At 72.0% G+C, this 23,990-nt stretch carries 19 protein-coding genes; 5 read left to right on the forward strand and 14 right to left on the reverse strand.

Annotation, left to right across the window (positions count from 1 at the left end):
* Window positions 1-240: 240 nt before the first annotated feature.
* From V5O40_RS07625 to ruvC, 8 genes are all read right to left on the reverse strand, one after another.
* Window positions 241-2,667, reverse strand: a complete 2,427-nt coding sequence (locus V5O40_RS07625; protein WP_332904906.1) for a RelA/SpoT family protein — start codon at window positions 2,665-2,667, stop codon at window positions 241-243.
* 195 nt (window positions 2,668-2,862) lie between these two features.
* On the reverse strand, window positions 2,863-3,429 hold the full coding sequence (locus V5O40_RS07630; protein WP_332904821.1) for an adenine phosphoribosyltransferase: 567 nt from the start codon (window positions 3,427-3,429) through the stop codon (window positions 2,863-2,865).
* Between the two features lie 104 nt (window positions 3,430-3,533).
* Window positions 3,534-4,721, reverse strand: a complete 1,188-nt coding sequence (gene secF, locus V5O40_RS07635; protein WP_332904822.1) for a protein translocase subunit SecF — start codon at window positions 4,719-4,721, stop codon at window positions 3,534-3,536.
* 1 nt (window position 4,722) lies between these two features.
* Window positions 4,723-6,618 carry a protein translocase subunit SecD gene (gene secD, locus V5O40_RS07640; protein WP_332904823.1) on the reverse strand — a complete coding sequence of 632 codons (1,896 nt, stop codon included), beginning with the start codon at window positions 6,616-6,618 and terminating at the stop codon, window positions 4,723-4,725.
* 283 nt (window positions 6,619-6,901) lie between these two features.
* The gene (gene yajC, locus V5O40_RS07645) at window positions 6,902-7,240 is read right to left on the reverse strand and encodes a preprotein translocase subunit YajC (protein WP_269738817.1); all 339 of its coding nucleotides are present in this window, start codon (window positions 7,238-7,240) and stop codon (window positions 6,902-6,904) included.
* 138 nt (window positions 7,241-7,378) lie between these two features.
* Entirely contained in the window at window positions 7,379-8,443 is a 1,065-nt protein-coding gene (gene ruvB / locus V5O40_RS07650; protein WP_332904824.1) for a Holliday junction branch migration DNA helicase RuvB, read from the reverse strand.
* Window positions 8,440-9,042 (reverse strand): Holliday junction branch migration protein RuvA, encoded by a 603-nt coding sequence (gene ruvA / locus V5O40_RS07655; protein WP_332904825.1) that lies wholly within the window; start codon window positions 9,040-9,042, stop codon window positions 8,440-8,442. The genes ruvB and ruvA overlap by 4 nt, the downstream gene beginning before the upstream one ends.
* Window positions 9,039-9,566, reverse strand: coding sequence for a crossover junction endodeoxyribonuclease RuvC (gene ruvC, locus V5O40_RS07660; RefSeq protein WP_269738820.1), 528 nt, complete (start codon window positions 9,564-9,566; stop codon window positions 9,039-9,041). The genes ruvA and ruvC overlap by 4 nt, the downstream gene beginning before the upstream one ends.
* A gap of 248 nt (window positions 9,567-9,814) precedes the next feature.
* Between ruvC and V5O40_RS07665 the strand changes: the two genes are divergently transcribed.
* Both V5O40_RS07665 and V5O40_RS07670 read left to right on the forward strand, forming a co-directional pair.
* Entirely contained in the window at window positions 9,815-10,597 is a 783-nt protein-coding gene (locus tag V5O40_RS07665) for a 3-hydroxybutyrate dehydrogenase (protein ID WP_332904826.1), read from the forward strand.
* 17 nt (window positions 10,598-10,614) lie between these two features.
* Window positions 10,615-12,534 carry a helix-turn-helix domain-containing protein gene (locus V5O40_RS07670; protein ID WP_332904827.1) on the forward strand — a complete coding sequence of 640 codons (1,920 nt, stop codon included), beginning with the start codon at window positions 10,615-10,617 and terminating at the stop codon, window positions 12,532-12,534.
* A 63-nt stretch (window positions 12,535-12,597) separates the two neighbouring features.
* Here V5O40_RS07670 and V5O40_RS07675 read toward each other — a convergent pair whose 3' ends face one another.
* From V5O40_RS07675 to dnaE, 5 genes are all read right to left on the reverse strand, one after another.
* Window positions 12,598-13,197 carry a TetR/AcrR family transcriptional regulator gene (locus V5O40_RS07675; RefSeq protein WP_332904828.1) on the reverse strand — a complete coding sequence of 200 codons (600 nt, stop codon included), beginning with the start codon at window positions 13,195-13,197 and terminating at the stop codon, window positions 12,598-12,600.
* A gap of 4 nt (window positions 13,198-13,201) precedes the next feature.
* A complete protein-coding gene (locus tag V5O40_RS07680; RefSeq protein WP_332904829.1) occupies window positions 13,202-14,779 on the reverse strand; it encodes an MFS transporter in 1,578 nt (525 codons plus the stop codon).
* A 135-nt stretch (window positions 14,780-14,914) separates the two neighbouring features.
* Window positions 14,915-15,526 carry a transcriptional regulator gene (locus tag V5O40_RS07685; protein ID WP_332904830.1) on the reverse strand — a complete coding sequence of 204 codons (612 nt, stop codon included), beginning with the start codon at window positions 15,524-15,526 and terminating at the stop codon, window positions 14,915-14,917.
* Between the two features lie 204 nt (window positions 15,527-15,730).
* Entirely contained in the window at window positions 15,731-16,768 is a 1,038-nt protein-coding gene (locus V5O40_RS07690) for an aminotransferase class V-fold PLP-dependent enzyme (protein WP_332904831.1), read from the reverse strand.
* A gap of 78 nt (window positions 16,769-16,846) precedes the next feature.
* On the reverse strand, window positions 16,847-20,380 hold the full coding sequence (dnaE, locus tag V5O40_RS07695) for a DNA polymerase III subunit alpha (protein ID WP_332904832.1): 3,534 nt from the start codon (window positions 20,378-20,380) through the stop codon (window positions 16,847-16,849).
* Window positions 20,381-20,609: 229 nt separating this feature from the next.
* On the opposite strand from dnaE, the gene V5O40_RS07700 reads away from it, so the two are divergent.
* The gene (locus tag V5O40_RS07700) at window positions 20,610-21,152 is read left to right on the forward strand and encodes an RNA polymerase sigma factor (RefSeq protein WP_332904833.1); all 543 of its coding nucleotides are present in this window, start codon (window positions 20,610-20,612) and stop codon (window positions 21,150-21,152) included.
* The gene (locus V5O40_RS07705) at window positions 21,142-21,693 is read left to right on the forward strand and encodes a hypothetical protein (protein ID WP_332904834.1); all 552 of its coding nucleotides are present in this window, start codon (window positions 21,142-21,144) and stop codon (window positions 21,691-21,693) included. The genes V5O40_RS07700 and V5O40_RS07705 overlap by 11 nt, the downstream gene beginning before the upstream one ends.
* Here V5O40_RS07705 and V5O40_RS07710 read toward each other — a convergent pair.
* Window positions 21,674-23,179: a serine/threonine-protein kinase gene (locus tag V5O40_RS07710; protein ID WP_332904835.1), complete on the reverse strand. Its 1,506-nt coding sequence runs from the start codon at window positions 23,177-23,179 to the stop codon at window positions 21,674-21,676. The genes V5O40_RS07705 and V5O40_RS07710 overlap by 20 nt on opposite strands.
* A 116-nt stretch (window positions 23,180-23,295) precedes the next feature.
* Here V5O40_RS07710 and V5O40_RS07715 point away from each other — a divergent pair, with 116 nt between their 5' ends.
* Window positions 23,296-23,868, forward strand: coding sequence for a hypothetical protein (locus V5O40_RS07715; protein ID WP_332904836.1), 573 nt, complete (start codon window positions 23,296-23,298; stop codon window positions 23,866-23,868).
* Window positions 23,869-23,990: the final 122 nt, after the last annotated feature.

Consider the following 23,990-nt stretch of genomic DNA (forward strand, 5'->3'; position numbering starts at 1 on the left):
CGGGCGCCGCCCCCCCCATGACGGCGGCCGTCAACACCCCCCTCACCTTCCCCGCCGCCGCCCCCCGCCACCCCCCGACGCCCCCGCCCCCCCCCCCGGGGGCCGCTTCCCCATCCCCACCCCCGCGACCCCTCCCACACCCGCGATCTTGCATCTTCTGTCCCCGCATAACGGGATGAAAGCCGTGTCTCGACGACCGAAAGCGCAAGATCGGCGCGGGATTGGGTGGGTGGGGGTGGGTTAGGCGCCGGAGGTTACGCGGTAGGCGTCGAAGACGCCGTCGACCTTGCGTACCGCCGCCAGTAGGTGGCCCAGGTGTTTGGGGTCGGCCATCTCGAAGCTGAACCGGCTCACCGCCACCCGGTCGCGGGTGGTGGTGACGGTGGCGGAGAGGATGTTGACCCGCTCCTCGGAGAGCACCCGGGTGACGTCGGCGAGCAGCTTGTGCCGGTCCAGCGCCTCCACCTGGATCGCCACCAGGAACGTCGAGGCGGAGGTGAGCTTCCAGTTGACCTCGACCACCCGCTCGCCCTGGGCGCGCAGGTCCTCCGCGTTGGCGCAGTCGTCGCGGTGCACGCTCACCCCGCCGGAACGGGTCACGAAACCGAAGACCGAGTCCGGCGGGACCGGGGTGCAGCAGCGGGCCAGCTTGATCCACACGTCGCTGACGCCGCGTACGACCACACCCGGGTCGTGACTGGAGGCGCGGCTGCGCGGCGGCCGGGTGGCCACGGCGGTCTCGGCGATGTCCTCCGCCGCGCCCTCCTCGCCGCCGTAGGAGGCCATCAGCTTCTGCACCACCGACTGGGCGGAGACCTGACTGTCGCCGACCGCCGCGTACAGCGACGCCACGTCGGCCAGGTGCAGGTCCCGGGCGATGGCCATCAGGTTGTCGGAGGTGAGCATCCGCTGCAACGGCATGCCCTGCTTGCGCATCGCCTTGACGATCGCGTCCTTGCCCTCCTCGATCGCCTCCTCGCGCCGCTCCTTGTTGAAGTACTGCCGGATCTTCGTCCGGGCCCGCGGGCTCTTGACGAAGCCGAGCCAGTCCTGCGTGGGACCGGCCGTGTCGGACTTCGAGGTGAAGATCTCGATCACGTCACCGTTGGACAGCGTCGACTCCAACGGCACCAGCTTGCCGTTGACCCGCGCCCCGATGCACTTGTGCCCCACCTCGGTGTGCACCGCGTACGCGAAGTCCACCGGCGTCGACCCCGTCGGCAACGGGATCACGTCGCCCTTCGGGGTGAAGACGTACACCTCCTGGCTGGACAGGTCGAAGCGCAACGCGTCCAGGAACTCGCTCGGGTCGGCGGCCTCCCGCTGCCAGTCCAGCAGCTGCCGCAGCCAGGTCATCTCGTCGATGTGCGCCGGCGGGCCGACGATCTGGGTGCCCTTGTGCTCCTTGTACTTCCAGTGCGCCGCGATGCCGAACTCCGCCGTGCGGTGCATCGCGTACGTGCGGATCTGCATCTCCACCGGCTTGCCGGTCGGCCCGATCACCGTGGTGTGCAGCGACTGGTACATGTTGAACTTCGGCATGGCGATGTAGTCCTTGAACCGGCCCGGCACCGGCTGCCAGTTCGCGTGGATCACCCCCAGCGCCGCGTAGCAGTCCCGCACCGTGTCGACCAGGATCCGCACACCCACCAGGTCGTAGATGTCGTTGAAGTCGCGCCCCCGCACGATCATCTTCTGGTAGATCGAGTACAGGTGCTTCGGCCGACCCGTCGTCTCCGCCTTGATCTTGGCGGCCTTCAGGTCGGTCTGCACCTTCTGGGTCACCTGCCGCAGCAACGCCTCCCGCTGCGGCTGGTGCTCCCCGATCAGCCGGTTGATCTCCTCGAACCGCTTCGGGAACAACGTCCCGAACGCCAGATCCTCCAGCTCCCACTTGATGGTGTTCATACCGAGCCGGTGGGCCAGCGGGGCGAGGATCTCCAGCGTCTCCTTGGCCTTCTGTTCCTGCTTCGGACGCGGCAGGAAGGTGAGCGTCCGCATGTTGTGCAGCCGGTCGGCCAGCTTGATCACCAGAACCCGCGGATCCTTGGCCATGGCGACGACCATCTTGCGGATCGTCTCGGCCTTCGCCGCGTCGCCCAACTTGACCTTGTCAAGCTTGGTGACGCCATCGACCAGCAGGGCGACCTCACCACCGAAGTCGGACCGCATCTGGTCGAGGGTGTACTCGGTGTCCTCGATGGTGTCGTGCAGCAGCGCCGCCACCAGCGTGGTGGTGTCCATGCCCAGGTTCGCCAGGATGGTCGCCACCGCGAGCGGGTGGGTGATGTAAGGGTCGCCGGACTTGCGGTACTGGCCGGAGTGCCAGCGCGCCGCCGTGTCGAAGGCCCGTTGCAACAGCCGCGCGTCGGCCTTGGGGTGATTCTCCCGGTGTGACGCGATCAGCGGCTCCAGCACCTCGCTGACCTGCGAGGACTGCCACGGCGCGTTGAACCGGGCGAGCCGTGCCCGGACCCGCCGCCCGGTGGGCGCGTGGGACAGGCCGAAGCCACCGGCCGCCGAGGAATCGCCGGCGTCGGCGGCCGGACGAACCGGCTCGTCGGTCTGCTGCGCCGCCCCCGACCCGCCGTCCGACGCCGCCGCGGCGCCGTTGCGATCGGTAAGCGAGCCCTCCGCGTCACCTGTCGGGTGCACCGTGCCCTCCACCGGAGGAACGACCTCGTGGGACACCGGCCTCCTCACCGCTCGCCGAGACGACACCGACCGTGCGCCGGCCGGTCTGGTCTAGCGCCGCACAGACGGGTAACCGCCCGGTCAGCAATGGGCAATGCTACCCCCACCCGGAGGGCCGTGCCGCTCCACCGGACGGTCGGTGCCGGGCCCGTCCAGGTCGCCGCCGCCTCAAACGGTCAACAGGGCATGCACGGGACGCGGGGCCAGCCGGTCGCGCCCGCCGAGGAACGACAGCTCCAGCAGCACGGTGAAGCCCGCCACGGTGCCGCCCGCCCGCTCCACCAGGTCCAGCGTGGCCGCGGCCGTGCCACCGGTGGCGAGCACGTCGTCGACCACCAGCACCCGATGTCCGGCCGTGAAGGCGTCCTGGTGCACCTCGAGCGTGGCCTCGCCGTACTCCAGCTCGTAGGAGGCGGCGTACGCCGGCCGGGGCAACTTGCCGGCCTTACGCACCGGCACCACCCCGACCCCCGTCGCGTACGCGATCGCGGCGGCGACCACGAAGCCGCGCGCCTCGATGCCGACCACGGCGTCGAAGGACTCCCGCCCGTGGTACGCGACGATCCCGTCGATCACGTCCCGGAAAGCGGCACCGTCGGCGAACAACGGCATCAGGTCCTTGAACATGACGCCGGGCTTGGGGAAGTCGGGCACGTCGAGCACCCGGCTGGCCACCAGCCGGGCCGTCTCCGGCCCGCTGTCCCCGCGTACCCCGGTGCTGTGGGTCTCCGTCACGGCAGTTCCGCTTCCCTTCACACGACGGCGGCGTCCCGCACACTGCTCGCACAGCATGCAGGACGCCGCCGGTACCTGTTCCTACCGGGTCGCCCCGGGCGTCCTCAGCGTCGCTTTCCGCCGCCCGGACGGTTGCCACCACCGGGACGCCCGCCCCGGGCACCGCCGGAACGCTTGCCCGCCGGCCGGGCGCCCACCTTCGGCGCGGCGGCACCGGCGAGGGCACCGGTCTCCGCGGTGACCGGCTCCTCGTCCCGCTCGACCGGGCGCGGCGTACCAGCCGCCTTGGCCGGGGTTTCGCTCCGGCCGACCGTGGACCGTCGGGCCAGCACCCGCTTGTTGTGCGCCTGGATCCGCGGGTCGCGGTTCTTCAGCACCACCAGCAAGGGGGTGGCCAGCGTGATCGAGGTGAGGAAGGCCATCGCCATACCGACGAACAGCACCAGGCCGAGGTCCTTCAGGGTGCCGGCACCGAGCAGGCCGGCACCGATGAACAGGATGCCGCCGACCGGGAGCAGGGCGACCACCGAGGTGTTGATCGACCGCATCAGGCTCTGGTTCACGGCCAGGTTGGCCGCCTCGCCGTACGTCTGGTTGTTGTTCGCGGTGATGCCTCTGGTGTTCTCCTGCACCTTGTCGAAGACCACCACCACGTCGTACAGGGCGAAGCCCAGGATGGTGAGGAATCCGATGATCGTCGACGGGGTGACCTCGAACCCGACGATCGAGTAGAGGCCGGCGGTGAGGACCAGGTTCATCACCAGGGCGAAGATCGCCCCGACCGCCATCTGCCACTCGAACCGCAGGACCAGGTAGACCGTCACCAGCGCCAGGAAGATCACCAGACCGAGCAGTGCCCGGTTGGTCACCTGGCTGCCCCACGCCTCGCTGACCCGGTTGCTGGCGATCTCCGCCGGGTCGATGTTGAACACCTGACCCAACTCGGTCCGGACCGCCTCGGCCTGCTCGGCGTCCAGCTCGGTGGTGCGCAGCTCGTAGAACTCGCCGCCGCCCCCACCGACCTGCTGGGTGGTGACAACCCGGCCGCCCTGACCGGTCAGCACCTCGCCGGCGCGCTGCTCCACCTGCTCCAGGGTGCCGACGCTGGTCGGCACCTGGAAGGAGTTGCCGCCGGCGAACTCGATGCCGAGGCTGAAGCCCCGGAAGATGACACTGCCGAGCGCGATCAGCACCAGCACGGCGGCGACGGTGAACCACATCTTGCGCCGGCCGACGATGTTGAGGCCGGCCTCACCTCGGTAGAGGCGGGCTGCCAGACCAGTCTCAGCCATCTCAGGCCTCCTTGACACGCTGGTTGCGGGACGACGGGGCCGGCTCCGACGACCGGGCCGGCAACGCCCGGCCCAGGCCGCTGACCCGTGGGGACAGGAACGCCTTGGTACGGGCGAACATCGTCATGATCGGGTGCCGGAAGAGGAAGACCACGAGCAGGTCGAGCACCGTGGCCAGGCCGAGGGCGAAGGCGAAGCCCTTCACCGTGCCGACCGAGACGATGTAGAGCACCAGCGCCGACATGATCGTGATCGCGTTGGCGGAGATGATCGTCCGGCGGGCCCGGACCCAGGCCCGGGGTACCGCGCTACGCGGACTGCGGCCCTCCCGGATCTCGTCCTTGAGGCGTTCGAAGTAGATGACGAACGAGTCCGCCGCCACACCGAGCGAGACGATGATGCCGGCGATGCCGGCGAGGGTGAGCGTGAAGCCGATCTGCCGGCCGAGCACCACCAGGGCGCCGAAGAGCAGCAACGCCGACAGCACCAGGCTCAGGAAGATCACCGAGCCGAGCAGCCGGTAGTAGAAGAACGAGTAGATGACGACCAGCAGCATGCCGATGCCGGCCGCCAGCAGACCGGCCCGCAGGTGGCTGGCGCCCAGGGTCGCGGTGACGTTCTGCTGCTCCTGCGCCTCGAAGGTGACCGGCAGCGCGCCGTAGCTGAGGTAGCCGGCAAGCTCACTGGCCTCGGCGTTGCTGAAGTTGCCGGTGATCTGGGAGTTGCCGGTCAGCACGCCCTGGATCTGCGGCGACGAGATGATCTTGTTGTCGAGCACCACGGCGACCCGGCACTTGCCCTCGTCGCCGAGCGCGGACGCGTCGCACGCCTGACCCTCGTTGTTGAACGCCTCCCGGGTCAGCGCGGTCCACTTGTCCTGGCCCGAGCTGGTGAAGTTCAGGCTGACCACCCACTGGCTGGTCTGGTCACGCACCGCGTTGGCGTCGGAGACGTCGGTGCCGAGCACCTTCGCCACGTCCAGCAGGTTCTTGGCGTACCCACCCTCGCAGGCGACGACCTGCTGCTCCGGGTCGGAGATGGACGCCGGGGGCCGGTCGTCGAGCTGGGCGCAGCTGATCGTCGGCACGTTGAACTGCATCTGCGCCGGCAGCACCGCGACCTCGCGGCCACTGAGCTCGCCGAACGGCTTGAGCTTCTCGGCCAGTGACGGGTCGGCGCTCAGGTCGGCCGGCGCCTGCAACCCGCTGGCGGCGGCCCACGCCTCGGGGCCGACCTTCTGCTCGACGGCCCGGCGCTGCTCCTCGATGCTCTGCGACACCTCCTCGCTCGCGGTCGGCGACGGGGTGGGCGACGCGGTCGCCGACGGCGTCGGCGTGGGTGCGCCACCGCCCTGGCCACCGGCGTCCGGCGACGAGGTGGCCTCGGCCTCGGGCGTGGGGCTCGCGGAACCCGACGGGGTGGCCTCGGGGCTCGGGGAGCCGGACGGGGTCGCCGAAGGGCTCCCGCTCGGTGCCGGCGACGGGATCGAGCCGCTGCCGTCGGCGATCTTCAGCACCTTCCGGAAGCGCAGCTCGGCGGCGCTGCCGACCTCGTTGAGTTCGCGGTTCTCGCCGGGCAGGGAGACGACGATGTTGCGGTCGCCCTCGGTGACCACCTCGGCCTCGGCCACACCGTACGCGTTGACCCGGCTCTCGATGATCTGGCGGGCCCGCTCCAGGTTCTCCGCCGTCGGGGCCCGGCCGTCGAGGGTGTTGGTGGCCTCCAGCGTGAGCCGCGTGCCGCCGACCAGGTCAAGACCGAGGCGGGGTTCGAGCCGGTCCTTCCAGCCACCGCTGGCGCCGCCCGAGAAGAACACCAAAAGATAGAGGACGACGAAGATGGCCCCGAGCACGGCCAACTGCCGTCCCGGGCGCATCTGTCCCTGAGGTGGTGCCACGGCTGTCCTGTCTCCCTGTGGTCACGCCGCCGCGGGCGCGGCGGCGGGTCGGCCGGAGTCCCAGGCCGGCGGTCTGCCTACCAGACGGCGCCCGGGCTGACGCCGCCCCGGGTGGTCGACGCGCACGCGTGGACCGGGTACGAGCCGGCGCGCCGACGCCCGACGTCGGCCTGCTATCCAATTGTCTCAATGCGCGGATCGGGGATGGCACCCGCCCGGGGACGCGTGCGGGCACCTCCCGTCCGAGCCGCCGGTGGACCGGCAACCCGGTTGGGACTCGACGTCAGTCCTTGACGGAGTCGGACTCCTCGGCGGGCGACTCGACCGGGCGCTCGACCGGGGTGACCACCCGGGCGATCGCCGGCCGGGCGTAGCGGGTCTGCACTCCGGGAGCGACCTCCAGCAGGACGCTGTCGTCCTCGACGCCGGTGACCGTGCCGTAGAGCCCGCCGATGGTGACCACCTCGTCGCCCACGGAGAGGTTGGCCTGCATCGATTCGGCCTCGCGGCGGCGCTTCTGCTGCGGACGGATCATCATGAAGTACATGACGCCGAAGAGCAGAGCGATCATGAGGATCGGCGTGAAGCCTCCCGCTCCGCCGCCATCTGCTGCGTAGTGCACGGTTGTCGACCTTCCCATTGGCCGCCGCACCGGCGCGTCGGCGCCGCAACGGAGGCGGATTTTCACGTCCTGTACAGACCGCGGCGAGTCTAGTCGCTCTATCTGGGAACGCCGAATGCGGCACAGATCACGAACAGATCACGGCTCGCCGCCGTCCAGGGAGAACAGATCGGGCACGGTAGGAGCTTGTGCGGCAAATGTACCATTCGGTGGTGTACGGCCCAGATGGTGCCAGGCGGCCTCGGTGGCCACCCGCCCCCGGGGCGTACGCGCCAGCAGCCCGGCCCGCACCAGGAACGGCTCGCAGACCTCCTCGACCGTGTCCGGCTGCTCCCCCACCGCCACGGCCAGCGTCGACAGGCCGACCGGACCACCCCGGAACGAGTCCACCAGCGCGGTCAGTACCGCCCGGTCGAGCCGGTCCAACCCGAGGGCGTCCACGTCGTACACGGTCAGGGCCGCCTGCGCGGTCGCGAGGGTGACCACACCGTCGGCGCGTACCTCGGCGAAGTCCCGCACCCGGCGCAGCAGCCGGTTGGCGATCCGGGGCGTGCCCCGGGACCGGCCGGCGATCTCCGCCGCCCCGTCCTCGGTGATCGGCACCCCGAGGATGCGGGCCGAGCGGTGCAGCAGCGTCTCCAGGTCGGCCGGCGAGTAGAAGTCCAGGTGCGCCACGAAGCCGAACCGGTCCCGCATCGGGCCGGTGAGCAGACCCGACCGGGTGGTCGCGCCGACCAGCGTGAACGGCTCCACGTCGAGCGGGATGGCGGTGGCCCCGGGCCCCTTGCCGACCACCACGTCGACCCGGAAGTCCTCCATCGCGCTGTAGAGCAACTCCTCCGCCGGCCGGGCGATCCGGTGGATCTCGTCGATGAAGAGCACGTCGCCCTCGGCCAGGCTGGTCAGGATCGCCGCCAGGTCACCCGAGCGCTCGATCGCCGGCCCGCTGGTCACCCGGATGCCGGTGCCCAACTCGGCGGCCACGATGTTGGCGAGGCTGGTCTTGCCCAGGCCCGGCGGGCCCGAGAGCAGGATGTGGTCGGGCGGCGAGCCGCGCCGCATGGCGCCCTGAAGCAGCAGGTCGAGCTGGTCGCGAACCCGGTCCTGGGCGATGAACTCGGACAGGCGCTTCGGTCGGACGCTGACCTCCGCGTCCAGCTCCGCGTCGTTGACGTACGCCGAGACCAGGTTCTCGCTGCTCATCGGGTCCGACCCAGCAGCCGGATGGCCTGCTTCAACAGCACCGGCACCGGCGGGGTGGGACCGTCGACGGTCTCGGCGACGGCGGCGACCGCCTGGTCGGCCTGGCCGGCCGTCCAGCCGAGCCCGATCAACGCCTGGCGGACCTGGTCCGGCCAGGCGCCACCGGTCACCCCGGCCGCGCCGTCGGCACCCACCGGCACCGGGCCGATCCGGTCGCGCAGCTCCAGCACCAGCCGTTCGGCGCCCTTCTTGCCGATGCCCGGCACCCGGGTCAGCGCCGCCGTGTCGGCGTTGGCGATGGCCTTGCGTACCGCGTCGGGGGTGTGCACCGCGAGCACCGCCTGGGCCAGCCGCGGACCGACGCCACTGGCGGTCTGCAACAGCTCGAACAGCGCCTTGGCGTCGTCGTCGGCGAAACCGTAGAGGGTGAGCGAGTCCTCCCGGACGACGAGGCTGGTGGCCAGCCGGGCCGGCTGACCGACCCGCAGCTCGGCGAGGGTGCCGGGGGCGCACTGCACGGCCAGGCCGACCCCGCCGACCTCGATCACCGCGTGGTCCGGGCCGGTGCCGGTCACCACGCCACGCACACTGGCGATCATCTCGCTCCTCCTCGTCTGACCCGGTCCGCCGCGGCGGCCAGTTTGGACCGGGTGCCGCCGCGCCACACGTGGCAGATGGCCAGCGCGAGGGCGTCCGCGGCGTCCGCCGGCCGGGGCGGCTCGGGCAGCCGCAGCAGTCGGGTGACCATCGCGGTCATCTGGGCCTTGTCCGCCTGACCGGAACCGGTCACCGCGGCCTTCACCTCGCTCGGGGTGTAGGTCTGCACCGGCAGCCCGGCGCGCGCCCCGGCCAGCACCGCGATCCCGCTGGCCTGGGCGGTGCCCATCACCGTACGCACGTTGTGCTGGCTGAACACCCGCTCCACGGCAACGCTGTCCGGCCGGTGCTCGGCGACCAGCTCGGTCAGCGAACGGTCCAGGTGCAGCAGGCGGGTGGGCAGCTCGTCGGCCGGGTCGGTGTAGACCACGTAGTAGGCGATGAGTGTGCAGGGCCGGCCGGGCACCCCCTCGACCACGCCGACGCCGCACCGGGTCAGCCCCGGATCGACGCCGAGCACCCGCACGCCGCCTCCCTCCAGCCGCCGGACAGTACGTGTGTTCGACACCCTACCGATGCCGCCACCACGGCGCGTCGCGGGACACGCCCGCCCCGGCACGCCGCCGGACACGGCCGAGACGCCCGGGCGGCCACGCGCAACGCGACCGCCGTGGCGACCGCGGCCCAGATGTAGCGGACGACCACACAGTACGGCGGGAGTATGTGCCGCCATCCCATGTGCGCCCGACCACACAGCTCGTAACTTCATGCGCCATGACGGCAGAACCCGTGGCGGTCCCCCACGTCGTGAACGTCGACCTGACCGGTCGTACCGCCCTCGTGACGGGCGGGGGCGGCGGTATCGGCCGGGCCTGCGCCCTGCGGCTGGCCGCGGCCGGCGCCACGGTCGTGGTGGTCGACCGCAACGTCGAGGCGGCCAAGCAGGTGGCCGCCGAGGCCGGCGGCCGGGCCGAGGGGGTGGACCTCGCCGATCCGGCGGCGGTGGACGCGCTCGACGCCGACGTCGACATCGTGGTCAACAACGCCGGGCTGCAACACGTGGCGCCGCTCCAGGATTTTCCGGTCGAGCGTTTCGAGTACATCCAGCGGGTGATGGTGGAGGCGCCGTTCCTGCTGATCCGGCGGGCGTTGCCGCACATGTACGCCCGTGGCTGGGGCCGGATCGTGAACATCTCCTCGGTGCACGGGCTGCGCGCCTCGCCGTACAAGGCGGCGTACGTCTCGGCGAAACACGCGTTGGAAGGGCTGTCGAAGGTGGTGGCGCTGGAGGGCGCGGCGCACGGGGTGACGGCCAACTGCATCAACCCGGCGTACGTGCGTACCGCGCTGGTGGAGAGCCAGATCGCCGACCAGTCGACCGCCCACGGCATCCCCGAGTCCGAGGTGATCGAAAAGATCATGTTGGCCCGCGCGGCGGTCAAGCGGCTGATCGAGCCGGAGGAGGTGGCGGAACTGCTGGCGTACCTCTGCTCGCCGCCGGCGGGGTTCCTCACCGGTGCCTCGATCGCGCTCGACGGGGGTTGGACGGCGAACTGACGCCGGCCACCCGCAGAATGTCGGTCATGTCCTCGCCGGTGGAGTTCCTGGAACTGCTCGCCCGGGAGGCCGCCGCGGTCGAGTTCGAGGGACCGCTGGTCGCCGCCCGCTCGGCCGGGCTGCCCGCCGAACGCCTCGCCGAGTTGGAACAGGCCAAGACGGTGGCGCTGCGCGTGCGGGCGCTGCTGGAACGTCGCCGCCGCCGGGAGAGCGAGCTGTCCGGCCTGTACGACACGGTCAGCGACCTGGCCGGGCTGCGGGACCTGGACGAGGTGCTGCGGGCGATCGTGCACCGGGCCCGGCACCTGCTCGGCGCGGACGTCGCCTACATGACGCTCGACGACGCCGAGCGCGGCGACACCTACATGCGGGTGACCGACGGCTCGGTCTCCGCCCGGTTCCAGCGGCTCCGGCTGCCCATGGGCGCCGGGCTCGGCGGCCTGGTGGCCCAGTCCGGTGCCCCCTACGTGACCGCGAACTATCCGCAGGACGAGCGCTTCCACCACACCCGCGAGATCGACGCCGGGGTGGGTGAGGAAGGGCTGGTCGCCATCCTCGGGGTGCCGCTGCGACTCGGCTCGACGAGCATCGGCGTGCTCTACGCGGCCAACCGTTCGGCCCGGCCGTTCGCCCGGGAGGAGGTGGCGCTGCTGCTCTCCCTGGCGGCCCACGCCGCGGTGGCGATCGACACCGCGCGGCTGCTGGCCGAGACCCGCTCGGCGTTGGCGGAGCTGTCGTCGGCGAACACCACGATCCGGGCGCACAGCAGTTCGGTGGAGCGGGCCGCGGCGGCGCACGACCGGATGACCGCGCTGGTGTTGCGCGGCGGCGGGGTGGAGGACGTGGCCTCGGCCGTCACCGACGTGCTCGGTGGCGCGCTGCTGGCGCTGGACGCCGAGGGACGGCGGCTGGCCCAGGTCGGTGAGATCGACGAGCCGGACCGGGCGGAGATCCTGGCGGCGGTCGCGGCGTCGCGGACCGAGGGGCGCAGCGTACGGCGGGGGGCGTTGTGGTACGCGGCCGTGGTGGCCGGCGCGGAGAACCTGGGCGTACTGGTGCTGCGTCCCGACGACGAGCCGGCCGACGCCGACCAGCGGATCCTGGAGCGGGCGGCGCTGGTGACCGCGCTGCTGCTGCTGTTCCGGCGTACCGTCGCCGAGGCGGAGGGACGGGTCCGGGGCGAGCTGCTCGACGATCTGATCGCCCGGCCGCTGCGGGACACCGACGCGCTGCGCGGCCGGGCCCGTCGGCTGGGCGTGGACCTGGACGCACCGCACGTGCTGGTGGTCGTCGGCGACGACGCCATCGCGGCGACCGGTTCCGCCCGGCAGCGGGTGCTCTCCTGGGCCACCACGTACGCCTCGACCCGCGGCGGCCTGGCCGCGGCGCGTGACGGCCGGGTGGCGCTGATGCTGCCCGGTCAGGACGCCGGTGGCAGCGCCCGGGCGGTGGCCCGGGACCTGTCCCGGATCACCGGGCGCCCGGTGACCGCGGGAGCCAGCGGCCCGTCGACGGGCCCGGCGTCGCTGGCCGCCGCCTTCCGGGAGGCGGACCGGTGCCTGACCGCGCTCGGGGCGCTGGGCCGGGCCGGGCAGGGGGCGAGCAGCGCCGAGTTGGGTTTCGTCGGGCTGCTGCTGGGTGCCGTCGACGACGACGGCGACGCCGACGTGAGCCGGTTCCTCGGCACGACCATCGGGCCGGTGCTCGAATACGACGCCCGCCGGGGCACCGCGTTGGTGCGGACCCTGGAGGCGTACTTCGGGGTGGGTGGCAGCCTGGCCCGGGCCGCCGAGCAGCTGCACGTGCACGTCAACACGGTGACCCAGCGCCTGGAGCGGGTCGGGCAGTTGCTCGGTGCCGACTGGCAGCGACCGGATCGGGCCCTGGAGGTGCAGCTGGCGCTGCGCCTGCACCGGCTGCGTACGCCGGCCGGGTGAGCGACCGCGCAACACCTCGCGGCGGCTGCGGTGGGCGCCGTGGGCCGGCCACGACGGTGCGGCTCAGTGGGTGCGAATACCAGCCAGTACGGCGTCCACGACCCGCTCCGGCAGGTTCGCCTCGTCGAGATCCGGGTTCCAGTTCAGCACCCGCTGGATGAGCATCGGCCCGGTGAGCATCGCCATCGTCACCTCGATGTCGATGTCGGTGCGCAGCTCGCCCTCGCGGACGCCACGGCGCAGGACCTCCCGCATCGCGGCCCGGCGGGGCGCCACGATGCTCTGGTAGAACGCGTACTGCTCGGGGCTGCGTTTCATCTCAGGCACCAGACAGGGCATGATCTGCGCCGCGCGCGGGTCGACGTTGTGACCGATCGCGGTCACCAGCGTGATCAGGTCTTCGCGGACGGACCCTCCGGACGGCTGCGGCGGGTCGCCCTTGAGGCGACGCAACGCGTCGAGCAGCAGCGCGTCCTTGCCCGGCCAGCGGCGGTAGATGGTCGCCTTGCCCACCCCGGCCCGCGCGGCGATCGCCTCGACCGAGATCGTCTCGATGGTGCTGCCCTCGGCGAGCAGATCCAGGGTGGCCTCGATGATCGCCTCGTCCGCCCGGACGCTGCGTGGCCGCCCGGGTGGTCGTGCGGCGTCCGCCGTGCTGGTCATCCCCTCATTGTCCCTGGCCGGGCGTTGCGGCGGCCAATCCGGGTCCGCCGATCCTCGCCGGCGCACCGGTGCTGGCCCGGCCGGGCAGGAAGCGCAGGGCAACCAGGATGCCGGCCGCGGCGACCAGCGCGGCCAGCGTGGCCGACAGGTGCATGGCCGAGACGAAGGAGTCGTTGGCCGCCGCGACCAGTCGCGGGCCCGCGGGACCGAGCTGACCGGCTGCGGCGTACGCGCCGGCGATCGACTCACCGGCCGCCGCGTCGGCTGCCGGTGGCAGATCCGCCAGGGCCGGTTCGATCCCGTTGCGGTAGCCGGCGGCCAGCACCGAGCCGATCACCGCGACGCCGAGCGCGGCGGCCACCTGCCGGATGGTGTTGCTGATCGCGGAGCCCACGCCGGCCTTCTCCCGGGGCAGCGCCGACATGATCGATTCGGTCGCCGGCGGCATGATGTTGGCCATCCCGACGCCCTGCAGGAAGAAGGCGACCAGCACCAGCCAGATGGGCGTGGCGACGTCGACGAAGGCGAACGCGCCCAACGCCACCGAGGTCAGCACCAGCCCCACCACCGCCACCGCCCGGCCGCCGTACCTGCGGACCATGGTGGCGCTGCGCGGGGCGAAGACGAGTTGGGCGACCGCGAAGGGCAGGAAGAGCAGGCCGGTCTCGAGCGGGCTGTAGCCGCGCACCAGTTGCAGGTAGAACGAGCTGAAGAACATCACCCCCATCGCGGCGAAGAAGACCAGCCCGATCATCGCCACCGGGGCGGCGAACCGGGGCACCCGGAACAGCCGGACGTCAAGCGCCGGATGGCTGCTGCGTCGCTCGTGAAGGACGAACCAGGCCAGCACCGCGACGCCGCCGAGGATCGAGGCCCAGACCAGGGGGCGACCGAAGCCGTGCTCGCCGCCGTCGATGATGCCGTAGGTGAGGGCGACCAGACCGACCACGGAGAGCAGCACACCGAACGCGTCGACGCGGCCCGGTTCGGGGTCGCGTGACTCGGGCACCAGCGACGCGACCAGGATGACGCCGAGCGCCACCACCGGCACGTTGATCAGGAAGACCGAGCCCCACCAGTAGTGTTCCAGCAACAATCCGCCGAGGACCGGCCCGATGGCCACCGCCAGGCCGACCGCGCCGGCCCAGATGCCGATGGCGCGTCCGCGCTCCCGGGGGTCGAAGACGTTGGAGATGATCGACAACGTCGCCGGCATGATCGCTGCGCCGCCGACCCCCATCAGGGCCCGGGCCGCGATCAACTGGCCGGGAGTCTGCGCGTACGCCGACAGCAGTGACGCCAGGCCGAAGAGCGCGAGCCCGATCAGCAGCATCCTGCGGCGGCCGGCCCGGTCCCCCAGCACGCCGAAGGTGAACAGCAGCCCGGCGAAGACCAGGGTGTAGGAGTTGATCGACCACTCCAGCTCGCCCTGGCTCGCCCCGAGCCCGTGCACCGGGTCGGCGAGGGTGCGTAGCGCGACGTTGAGGATGGTGTTGTCGAGGACGACCACGAGCAGGCTGATCACCAGCACCCCGAGGATCGCCCACCTCCTCGGATGTCCGGTGTTCTCGCTCGGCTGCATCTGCGCCCCCCGATTGTCGAGTCGGTCCCGTCCGCGTCGACGTTCAGCCTAGGGCATTTACGATACGGTACGGATCCGTATCGGTATGACCCGCGTCACGAGGCGGCCGACGACCGGACGCGGCACCTGCCCCGCCTACAGCACCCGGAGGGCGGCGGAGAGCGAGTCGAGCCGCGTCACGGGCGGGGTGAGCGGGTCGACCCAGCCCGGCCCGGCGGCGTACACCCGGACCGCCGGGAAGTCCCGGGCGAAGCGGCCGATGCGGTACGACCGGCCGGTCACCGGCGACTGGGACCAGACCGCCACGGTGTGCGGTCGGGCCCGGTCAACGGCGCTGGCCAGCGCCGTCCACGGCAGCGCCGGCCCGACCAGCAGGCAGCCCCGGCCACGCTCCCGCAACCCGGCGGCGAGCGCGTGCAGCCCGAGACAGTGTTCCTCCTGCTCCACCCCGGCCAGCAGCACGCCGTCGGCGGGCAGGCCGGCTGCCGGATCGCGGCGGAACACGTCCAGACCGACCCGGACGCCCTCGGACAGGGCGTGCTCGACGGCGATCCCGGCGGGGGTACACCCGCTCCGCGCGGTGAGCACCGGCACGCAGACGTCGTCCCACAGCCGCACCACCCCCCACTCCTCGGCCAGCTCGACGACCAGCGCGGCGGTCCGGTTGCCGTCGAACTCCTCGGCGGCGGCGGTCAGGCGCTTGCGCGCGATCTGCACGACCTCGGCCGGCATCGGTACCCCAGACACCAGACTTCCTCCCAGTGGACAGGTCTCCACCGGGGGATTCGTCGGGACGCCGCGCCACGGATGCGCCCGCGACGACCTTGGCCCGGACAGCTGGCGGAGCCGTCCGGGAAGAGCGCCGCCCGCCCGCACCCGGTCAGGATGAGGGCGGGCGGCGAGCGCCGGCCGCACACCGGCGAGCCGTCCGGTGCGGCGCGGGCGGCGCGGTCAGGAGGTGAGTGCGTCGAGGGCGAGGTCGACGTCCTCGGTGGTGGAGTAGAGGTGGAACGAGGCCCGGACGCGACCGGCCCGCACCGCCGCGCGTACCCCGGCGCGCTCCAGCTTCTCCTGCGCGTCGGGCACCTCGACGGTGACGATCGCGCTGTGCCCGGGTGGCTGCCCCAGACCGGCGAGGAAGCGGTTGGCCAGCGCCACGTCGTGCGCCCGCACCTGCTCGACGCCGATCTCCAGCAGCAACTCCAGGGCGGGTACGGCACCGACCCAGCTGAACCAGGCCGGCGAGAGGTCGAACCGGCGGGCGTCGTCGGCCAGCCGCAGCGGCGGCCCGTAGTAGGAGGCGTGCGGATCGCGGCCCGCGTACCAGCCGGCGGCGTCGGGTCGCAGCCGGTCCCGCAGCCCGGGAGCCAGGTAGGCGAAGGCGGTGCCCCGGGGAGCCATCAGCCACTTGTACCCGCCGGCCACCACGACGTCGGCACGGGCCGCGTCGAACGGCAGCCATCCGCAGGCCTGGGTGGCGTCCACCGCGACGAGCGCGCCGTGCGCCCGGGCCGCCGCGACGATCTCGTCGTACGCGGCGACGGTGCCGTCGGCGGACTGCACCAGGCTGAACGCCACCAGGTCGGTGCCCGCGTCGATCGAGGCGGCCAGCTCGGCCGGCGGGACGGTGCGTACCTCGACGCCCCGCTCGGCCTGGACCAGCCAGGGGAACAGGTTGGAGGTGAACTCGACCTCGGGCACCAGCACCCGGGCACCGGTGGGCAGCGCGGCGGCGACCGGCGCCAGCAGCTGGGAGACGGTGGCACCGACCGCGACGTCGCCCACCGGCACCGCGACCAGGGAGGCGAACGCCGTCCGGCACCGGTCGGTGGCGGCCCCCCAGTCCTCCCACGCTCCTCGCCCCACCCGCCAGCCGGCCAGCGCGTCCTGCAACGCGTCCCAGGCCGGGTCGGGCGGCAACCCGTAGCTGGCGGTGTTCAGCCAGCCCGGCTGCGGTTGCCACAGCTTCTGTGCCTGCTCCAGATCCACGCCCCGACGCTAGCCCCCGCGCCCCTCACCCCTAAGCGCCAATCCGACCCCCGTGGCCCCCACCCACCCCCACCCCGGTCAGGTGACGTTGGCGGGGCCCAGGACGCTTTTCAGGTCGGCCATGAGGGCGGTGGTGGCGGCCACCCGGACCGGGCTCAGGCGCAGGGTGGTACTGCGGGTGCCGTTGAGGAGTTTGACGTGCACCTCGGCGTCGCCGGGGTGCAGCACCAGGGTTTCCTTGAGCCGTTCCACGAGCGGCGGGGTGCAGCGGGTCACCGGGATGGTGAGGGTGACCGGCTTGTTCGTGGTGCTGGTGCTGACGTCCGGCAGGGACATGTCCATCGCCATGATGCGCGGGGTGTCGTCGCGCCGGTCGACCCGGCCCTTGACCACCACGATCGCGTCCTCGGCGATGTACTGCCCGATCACCTCGTAGGTGTTCGGGAAGAACAGCGTCTCCACACCGCCGGCCAGGTCCTCCAGGGTGGCCGAGGCCCACGCCCGCCCCTGCTTGGTGACCCGTCGCTGCACGCCGGAGAGGATGCCGGCGAGGGTGACCACCGCGCCGTCGGGCACGGTGCCCTCCTCCGACAGCGCCGCGATGGTGGTGTCGGCCGCCGCACCGAGGATGTGCTCCAACCCGAACAGGGGGTGGTCGGAGACGTACAGGCCGAGCATCTCGCGCTCGAAGGCGAGCTTGTCCCGCTTGTCCCACTCCCCCTCGGAGATGACCGGCATGACCGTGGTGTTCGTCGCCACCTCGGCGTCACCGAAGCCCGCGCCGAACAGGTCGTACTGCCCGACGGCCTCCTTGCGCTTGACGTCGGCGTACGCGTCGATGGCGTCGGCGTGCACGGCGAGCAGGCCCTTGCGGGGATGCTTCAGCGAGTCGAACGCCCCCGCCTTGATCAGAGATTCGATGGTCTTCTTGTTGCAGACCACCGCGTCCACCTTGGACAGGAAGTCGTAGAAGTCGGCGTAGTCGCCCTTCTCCTCGCGGCAGCGCATGATCGCGGCGACCACGTTCGCGCCGACGTTGCGGATCGCGCCGAGGCCGAAGCGGATCTCCCGGCCGACCGGGGTGAACGGGCCGGCCGAGGTGTTCACGTCCGGCGGCAGCACCTGGATGCCCATCCGCCGGCACTCCGACAGGTACATGGCCATCTTGTCCTTGTCGTCACCGACGGAGGTCAGCAGCGCCGCCATGTACTCGGCCGGGTAGTTGGCCTTCAGATAGCCGGTCCAGTACGACACCAGCCCGTAGCCGGCGGTGTGCGCCTTGTTGAAGGCGTAGTCGGCGAACGGGACCAGGATGTCCCACAGGGTCTTGATGGCCTCGTCGGAGTAGCCGTTGCCCCTCATCCCGTCCCGGAACGGGATGAACTCCTTGTCGAGGACCTCCTTCTTCTTCTTGCCCATCGCCCGGCGCAGCAGGTCGGCCTTGCCGAGGCTGTACCCGGCGAGCACCTGGGCGGCGCGCTGCACCTGCTCCTGGTAGACGATCAGACCGTAGGTCGGGCCGAGGATCTCCTCCAGCGGCTCGGCCAGCTCCGGGTGGATCGGGGTGATCTCCTGGAGCCCGTTCTTGCGCAGCGCGTAGTTGGTGTGCGAGTTGGCACCCATCGGGCCGGGTCGGTAGAGCGCCAGGACGGCGGAGATGTCCTCGAAGTTGTCCGGCTTCATCAGCCGCAGCAGCGACCGCATCGGCCCGCCGTCGAGCTGGAACACGCCGAGGGTGTCGCCCCGGGCCAGCAGCTCGTACGTGGGTTTGTCGTCCAACGGCAGTTTGAGCAGGTCGACCTTGAGTCCGTGGTTGAGCTCGATGTTCTTCAGCGCGTCGTCGATGATGGTCAGGTTGCGCAGGCCGAGGAAGTCCATCTTCAACAGCCCGAGCGACTCGCACGTCGGGTAGTCGAACTGGGTGATGATCGCCCCGTCGGCGTCCCGGCGCATCAGCGGGATGTGCTCGATGATCGGCTCGGCGGACATGATGACGCCGGCGGCGTGCACCCCGGTCTGCCGGATCAACCCCTCGATGCCCTTGGCGGTGTCGATCACCTTGCGCACGTCGGGGTCGGACTCGTACAGCCCACGGATCTCGCCGGCCTCGGCGTAGCGCGGGTGCTTCGGGTCGAAGATGCCGGTGAGCGGGATGTCCTTGCCCATCACCGCCGGTGGCATCGCCTTGGTGATCCGGTCGCCGACCGCGTACGGGTAGCCGAGCACCCGGGCCGAGTCCTTGATCGCGGCCTTCGCCTTGATCGTGCCGAAGGTGGCGATCTGGGCGACCTTGTCCTCGCCCCACTTGTCGGTGACGTACTTGATCACCTCACCGCGCCGACGCTCGTCGAAGTCGATGTCGACATCCGGCATGGAGACCCGCTCGGGGTTGAGGAACCGCTCGAAGATCAGCCCGTGCGGGATCGGGTCCAGGTCGGTGATGCCCAGGGCGTACGCGACCAGGGAGCCGGCCGCGGAGCCACGGCCGGGACCGACCGCGATGCCCTGCGCCTTGGCCCACTGGATGAAGTCGGCCACCACGAGGAAGTACGACGGGAAGCCCATCTGGATGATGACACCCAGCTCGTACTCGGCCTGCACGACGTGCCCCTCGGGGATGCCGTCCGGGTACCGGCGGGCCAGGCCGGCGAAGGTCTCCTTGCGGAACCAGGACTCCTCGGTCTCGCCCTCGGGGACCGGGAAGCGCGGCATCAGGTTGTGGAACTCGAACATCCCGGTCGGGTCGACCCGCTCCGCCACCAGCAGCGTGTTGCGGCAGCCCTCCAGCCAGGCGTCGGAGTGGTCCACGCCGCGCATCTCGTCGGCGGACTTGATGTAGTAGCCGCTGCCGCCGAACTTGAACCGGTTCGGGTCGGCGACGTTGCTGCCGGTCTGTACGCACAGCAGCACGTCGTGCGCCTCGGACTGCGCCTCGTGGGTGTAGTGCGAGTCGTTGGTGACCACCGGCGGGATGTTGAGCTTGCGGCCGATCTCCAGCAGCCCGTCGCGGACCCGCTTCTCGATGTCCAGGCCGTGGTCCATCAGCTCCAGGAAGTAGTTCTCCCGGCCGAAGATCTCCTGGTACTTCGCGGCGGCTTCGAGGGCCTGCGCGTCGTGGCCGAGCCGCAGCCGGGTCTGCACCTCACCGGAGGGGCAGCCGGTGGTGGCCATCAGGCCGTCGGCGTACTCGGCGAGCAGCTCGGCGTCCATCCGGGGCCACTTGACGAAGTAGCCCTCGGTGTACGACCGCGAGGTCAGCGCGAACAGGTTGTGCAGGCCGGTCTTGTTGCGCGCCCAGATGGTCTTGTGGGTGTAGCCACCGCTACCCGAGACGTCGTCGCTCTTCTGCTCCGGCCGGCCCCACCGGACCCGCGACTTGTGGAACCGGGACTCCGGCGCCACGTACGCCTCGATGCCCAGGATCGGAGTCACCCCGGCGGCCATCGCCTGCTTGTAGAAGTCGTTCGCGCCGTGCATGTTGCCGTGGTCGGTCATCGCCACCGCCGGCATTCCCTGCCGCTTGACCTCGGCGAACAGGTCCTTGAGCCGGGCCGCCCCGTCGAGCATCGAGTACTCCGTGTGCACGTGCAGATGCGCGAACGAATCGCCCATGCGGAGGCCCCCCGGTTCGGATGATCGAGTCGGTCGGCGCTAACCCTAACCCCGCCGTCGCCGGTCGCTCCAGCGCGCCGCGCGCGGCGCGCGCCGGTCCGCTCGACCCGCCTCGGCGGGCGGCACCGACGCCCGTGCCGTGTCGGCTGGTGGACGCGGGACCGGACGCGGCGGTCCCGGCGGCGTAGCCTGAACGCCACCGCAACACCGGCGAGCACGGGACGGCGCGATGACCCTCGCGGATGGGATCGACGACCTGGCCGCAGCCGCGGCGCGCGGCGACCCGGCGGCCCTGGACACGCTGCTCGCGGCGGTGCGTCCGGAGGTGCTGCGGCTGTGCGGTCGGTTGCTGCCCAACCGGGAGGACGCGGAGGAGGCCTGCCAGGACACGCTGCTCGCGGTGGCGCGGGGCATCGACCGGTTCGAGGGCCGCTCGTCGTTTCACACCTGGCTGTACCGGCTGACCGCCAACCGGGCCCGCTCGACCTACCGCGCGCTGCGCCGACGGTGGCAGGTGGAGACCGCCGGGGCCCCGCTGCCGGACCGGCCCGACCCGCGCCGCACCAGCGTGGTCGCCGGTACCCGACTCGATCTGCTGGAGGCCCTCGACGCGGTCCGACCGGACCTGGCCGAGGCGCTGACCCTGCGGGACGTGCTCGACCTCGACTATCGCGAGATCGCCGAGTTGCTCGACATCCCCGTGGGCACGGTCAAGTCCCGCATCCACGAGGCCCGCCGGCAGGTCCGGCAGCGGCTCACCGGTGCCGACTGACTCGCCCGGCCGGCTCCGCCCGACGGTGTTGGCCCTGGCCGTCGTGCTCGTCGCGGGTGCCGGCGGTTGCGCCGACGAGCCGGTCGCGCCGCTGCCGGTACGCCCACCCGCGCCCACCAGCGCGCCGCCGCCCTCCCCACCGTCGACGCGGCCGAGCGGAACACCTGTCGGTACGCCACCGACGGTCGGGACGGTGCCGACCACGCGGCCGGCACCGGCGCCCCGGGCGCCCACCCCGCAGCGGAGCACCCGCGCCCCGACACCCACCCCGAGCATGTCCGAGTCCTGCCTCGGCGCGGTCCGGTACGAGCTGCCCCTGTCCGACCCCGGGCCGTTGCCGTCGTCGCTCTGCTTCGCCACCGGCGGGGTGCTGCGTCTGCGGGACATCGGACCGGGTGAGGTGACGGTGGACCGAGAGGACCTGGTGGACAGCAACTACGAGGCCGGCGTGGTCGACCTCCGGTTCCTCCGGACCGGCACCCTGGAGGTGTTCATTCCCCGGGAGGCGGGCACCCACGTGATCACCGTGGTGGTGCGATGACCTGTCGTCGCGTCCGTACCCCGTCGAGCAGGGTGTCCACGAACTCGTTGCCGGCACCGGGCGGCGGCACGACCTGCGCGTAGAGCAGCCCGGCGACGCTGCCGGCGGCGGCCTCCACCAGCACCGGCCGCCCGTACGGGCAGTCGAAGCGGGCGACCACCCAGTCCAGACCAGCGCGCCGCACCCGCCGAAGTGGCGCGGGAGCGCAGTCGGCGTGCGGTTGCGCGGCGACGAACGCACCCGCATCGGTGTGTCGGGCGGTCACCGACAGCCCGAGGAAGGCACCCGGCACACTCGGGTCGGTGGCCCACCGACGCGGCTCCGGCGAGATCACCAACGCCGGTTCGAGCCGTCCTGACGCGTCGTACCGCCCCGCCCAGCCGGTCCCGGTCGCCCGCCAGCCGTCCGGCAGCGCGACGGTCAGCGGACCGCTGGTCGCCGTACCGTCTGGCGTAGCCGAGTCCGCCGCCACAGTGCCGGCCGCCGCCGCCAGCACCACCGTCAGCGCGACCGCGCGTAGCCACGGTACGCGGGCCAGGCCCGCTGACGCCGCAGCGGCGTCCGCCCTGACCGGAGCAGCGGTGACCGCCACCCCGACGGGCGAGGGCACCCGCACCGGGGCCGCGGTGGCCGAGACCGCGTCCGCTGCCCGGATCTGCCGCACCGCCCGGATCAGGGCCGCGCGGAACGCCCCAGCGTCCGGATACCTGTCGTCCGGCCGGCTCGCGTCGGCCCGCCGTAACACCGCCATCACGGCCGGCGGCACCGGATCGCCCGCAATCTTGGCGCGAAGGTGCCCGTCAGGGGGCGGTTCCGCACCAAGATCGCCAGGGTGGGACCCTTCGAGGAGTCGGCGGCCGAGTTTGCCGAGGGCGTACACGTCGGCGCGCTCGTCCACGACCGCCAGGTGGTCGTCCTGCTCGGGTGCCATGTAACCGGGCGTGCCGGCGCGCATGGTGAGCCCGGAGGCGACGGCGAGCGCCTTGGCCAGACCCAGGTCGGCGATGACCACCCGCTCACCGTCGGCGGTCGAGCGGAACAGGATGTTGCCGGGTGTCAGGTCACGGTGCACCACTCGGTGCCGGTGCAGCACCGCCACCCCGGCGGCGATCTCGGCGAGCAGATTCAGGGCGGTCGCCATGGGAAGGGGCCCGGCGGCGAGCCGCTCCCGGAGGCTGCCCCCGTCAGCCCAGTCGAGCACCGTGTAGGGCCGTCCGTCCGCCAGCTCCCCCACCAGGCGTACCCGGACCAGCCGGTCGTCCTCCATCCGGCGGAGCAGCCGGGCCTCGTCCAGGAAGCGTTCCCGGACGCGTACGTCGTGGTGCCAGTTCTCCGCCAGCACCTTGATCGCCACCCGGACTGCCAGCGTCGGGTCGTAGGCCAGCCAGACGGTCGCGAACGAGCCCACCCCGAGCAGGCGCTCCACCCGGTACGCCCCGATCCGCCCCGGCACCCCCACCCGCCCCACCCCACCCTCTCCCGTCACCCTCCCCCTCCCCCGTCCGCTGAGCAACCACCACCGGCGCATGAGGACACGGCGAACCACGGGGGTGGGCGGGGAGACGAAGAGAGTAGGAACTCGATGCCGAGGAGGCGATCTCTGTGCACCGTTTCGTCCATGTCGCGGTCGCGACCGTTCTGGGCCTCGCCGGGGCAGCTCCGGCCGAGGCCGCACCACCGCCGCGTCCGGCCCCCTCGGTGGTGGTGGGCGCGCAGCCGCCGGTCAGCGCCGACACCGGTGTGTTGAGCGTGCGGGGCGCCGGGCCGTACCGGATCGGCGCCGGTCTCGACCGGCTCACCGCCGCCGGATTGATCGACTGGTCCGTCGCCACCTGCGACGGTGTGGTCCGGGCCGGTGCCACCGGCGCCTGGGCGGGGGTGATCCTGCTGGCCTTCCGGCACGGCCGGCTGGTCGAGGTGACCACCGCCACCGTCCCGCCCTACTCCCCCGCCGGTGCGCGAGTCGGCATGTCCTTCGCCGACCTGGAGACGATCTACGGCCCGCGCGGCGGTCTGATCAGCAACGACGCGGGCACCGCAACGGCGTACCTGGTCCGGGTGGGCGCGCGGGTGGAGCTGTTCACCGGGCATCCGATCCGGTCCGGCGTGGGCGCCTTCCAGGTCGGTCCGGCGTCCTTCGTGGAACGTGGCTTCCGGCAGGGCGGCACCTGCTGAGGCGGCCTACGGACGGGGAACGACGCGGGGCGTCCGGTCATCCGGGCGCCCCGCTTCGCCGGGCACGGTCGGGTCAGCTACATCGTTGCGTGCTAGACAATGGTGTGTGGCACACAGTATGG

Source organism: Micromonospora palythoicola, assembly GCF_036689795.1.
GTDB lineage: Bacteria > Actinomycetota > Actinomycetes > Mycobacteriales > Micromonosporaceae > Micromonospora > Micromonospora palythoicola.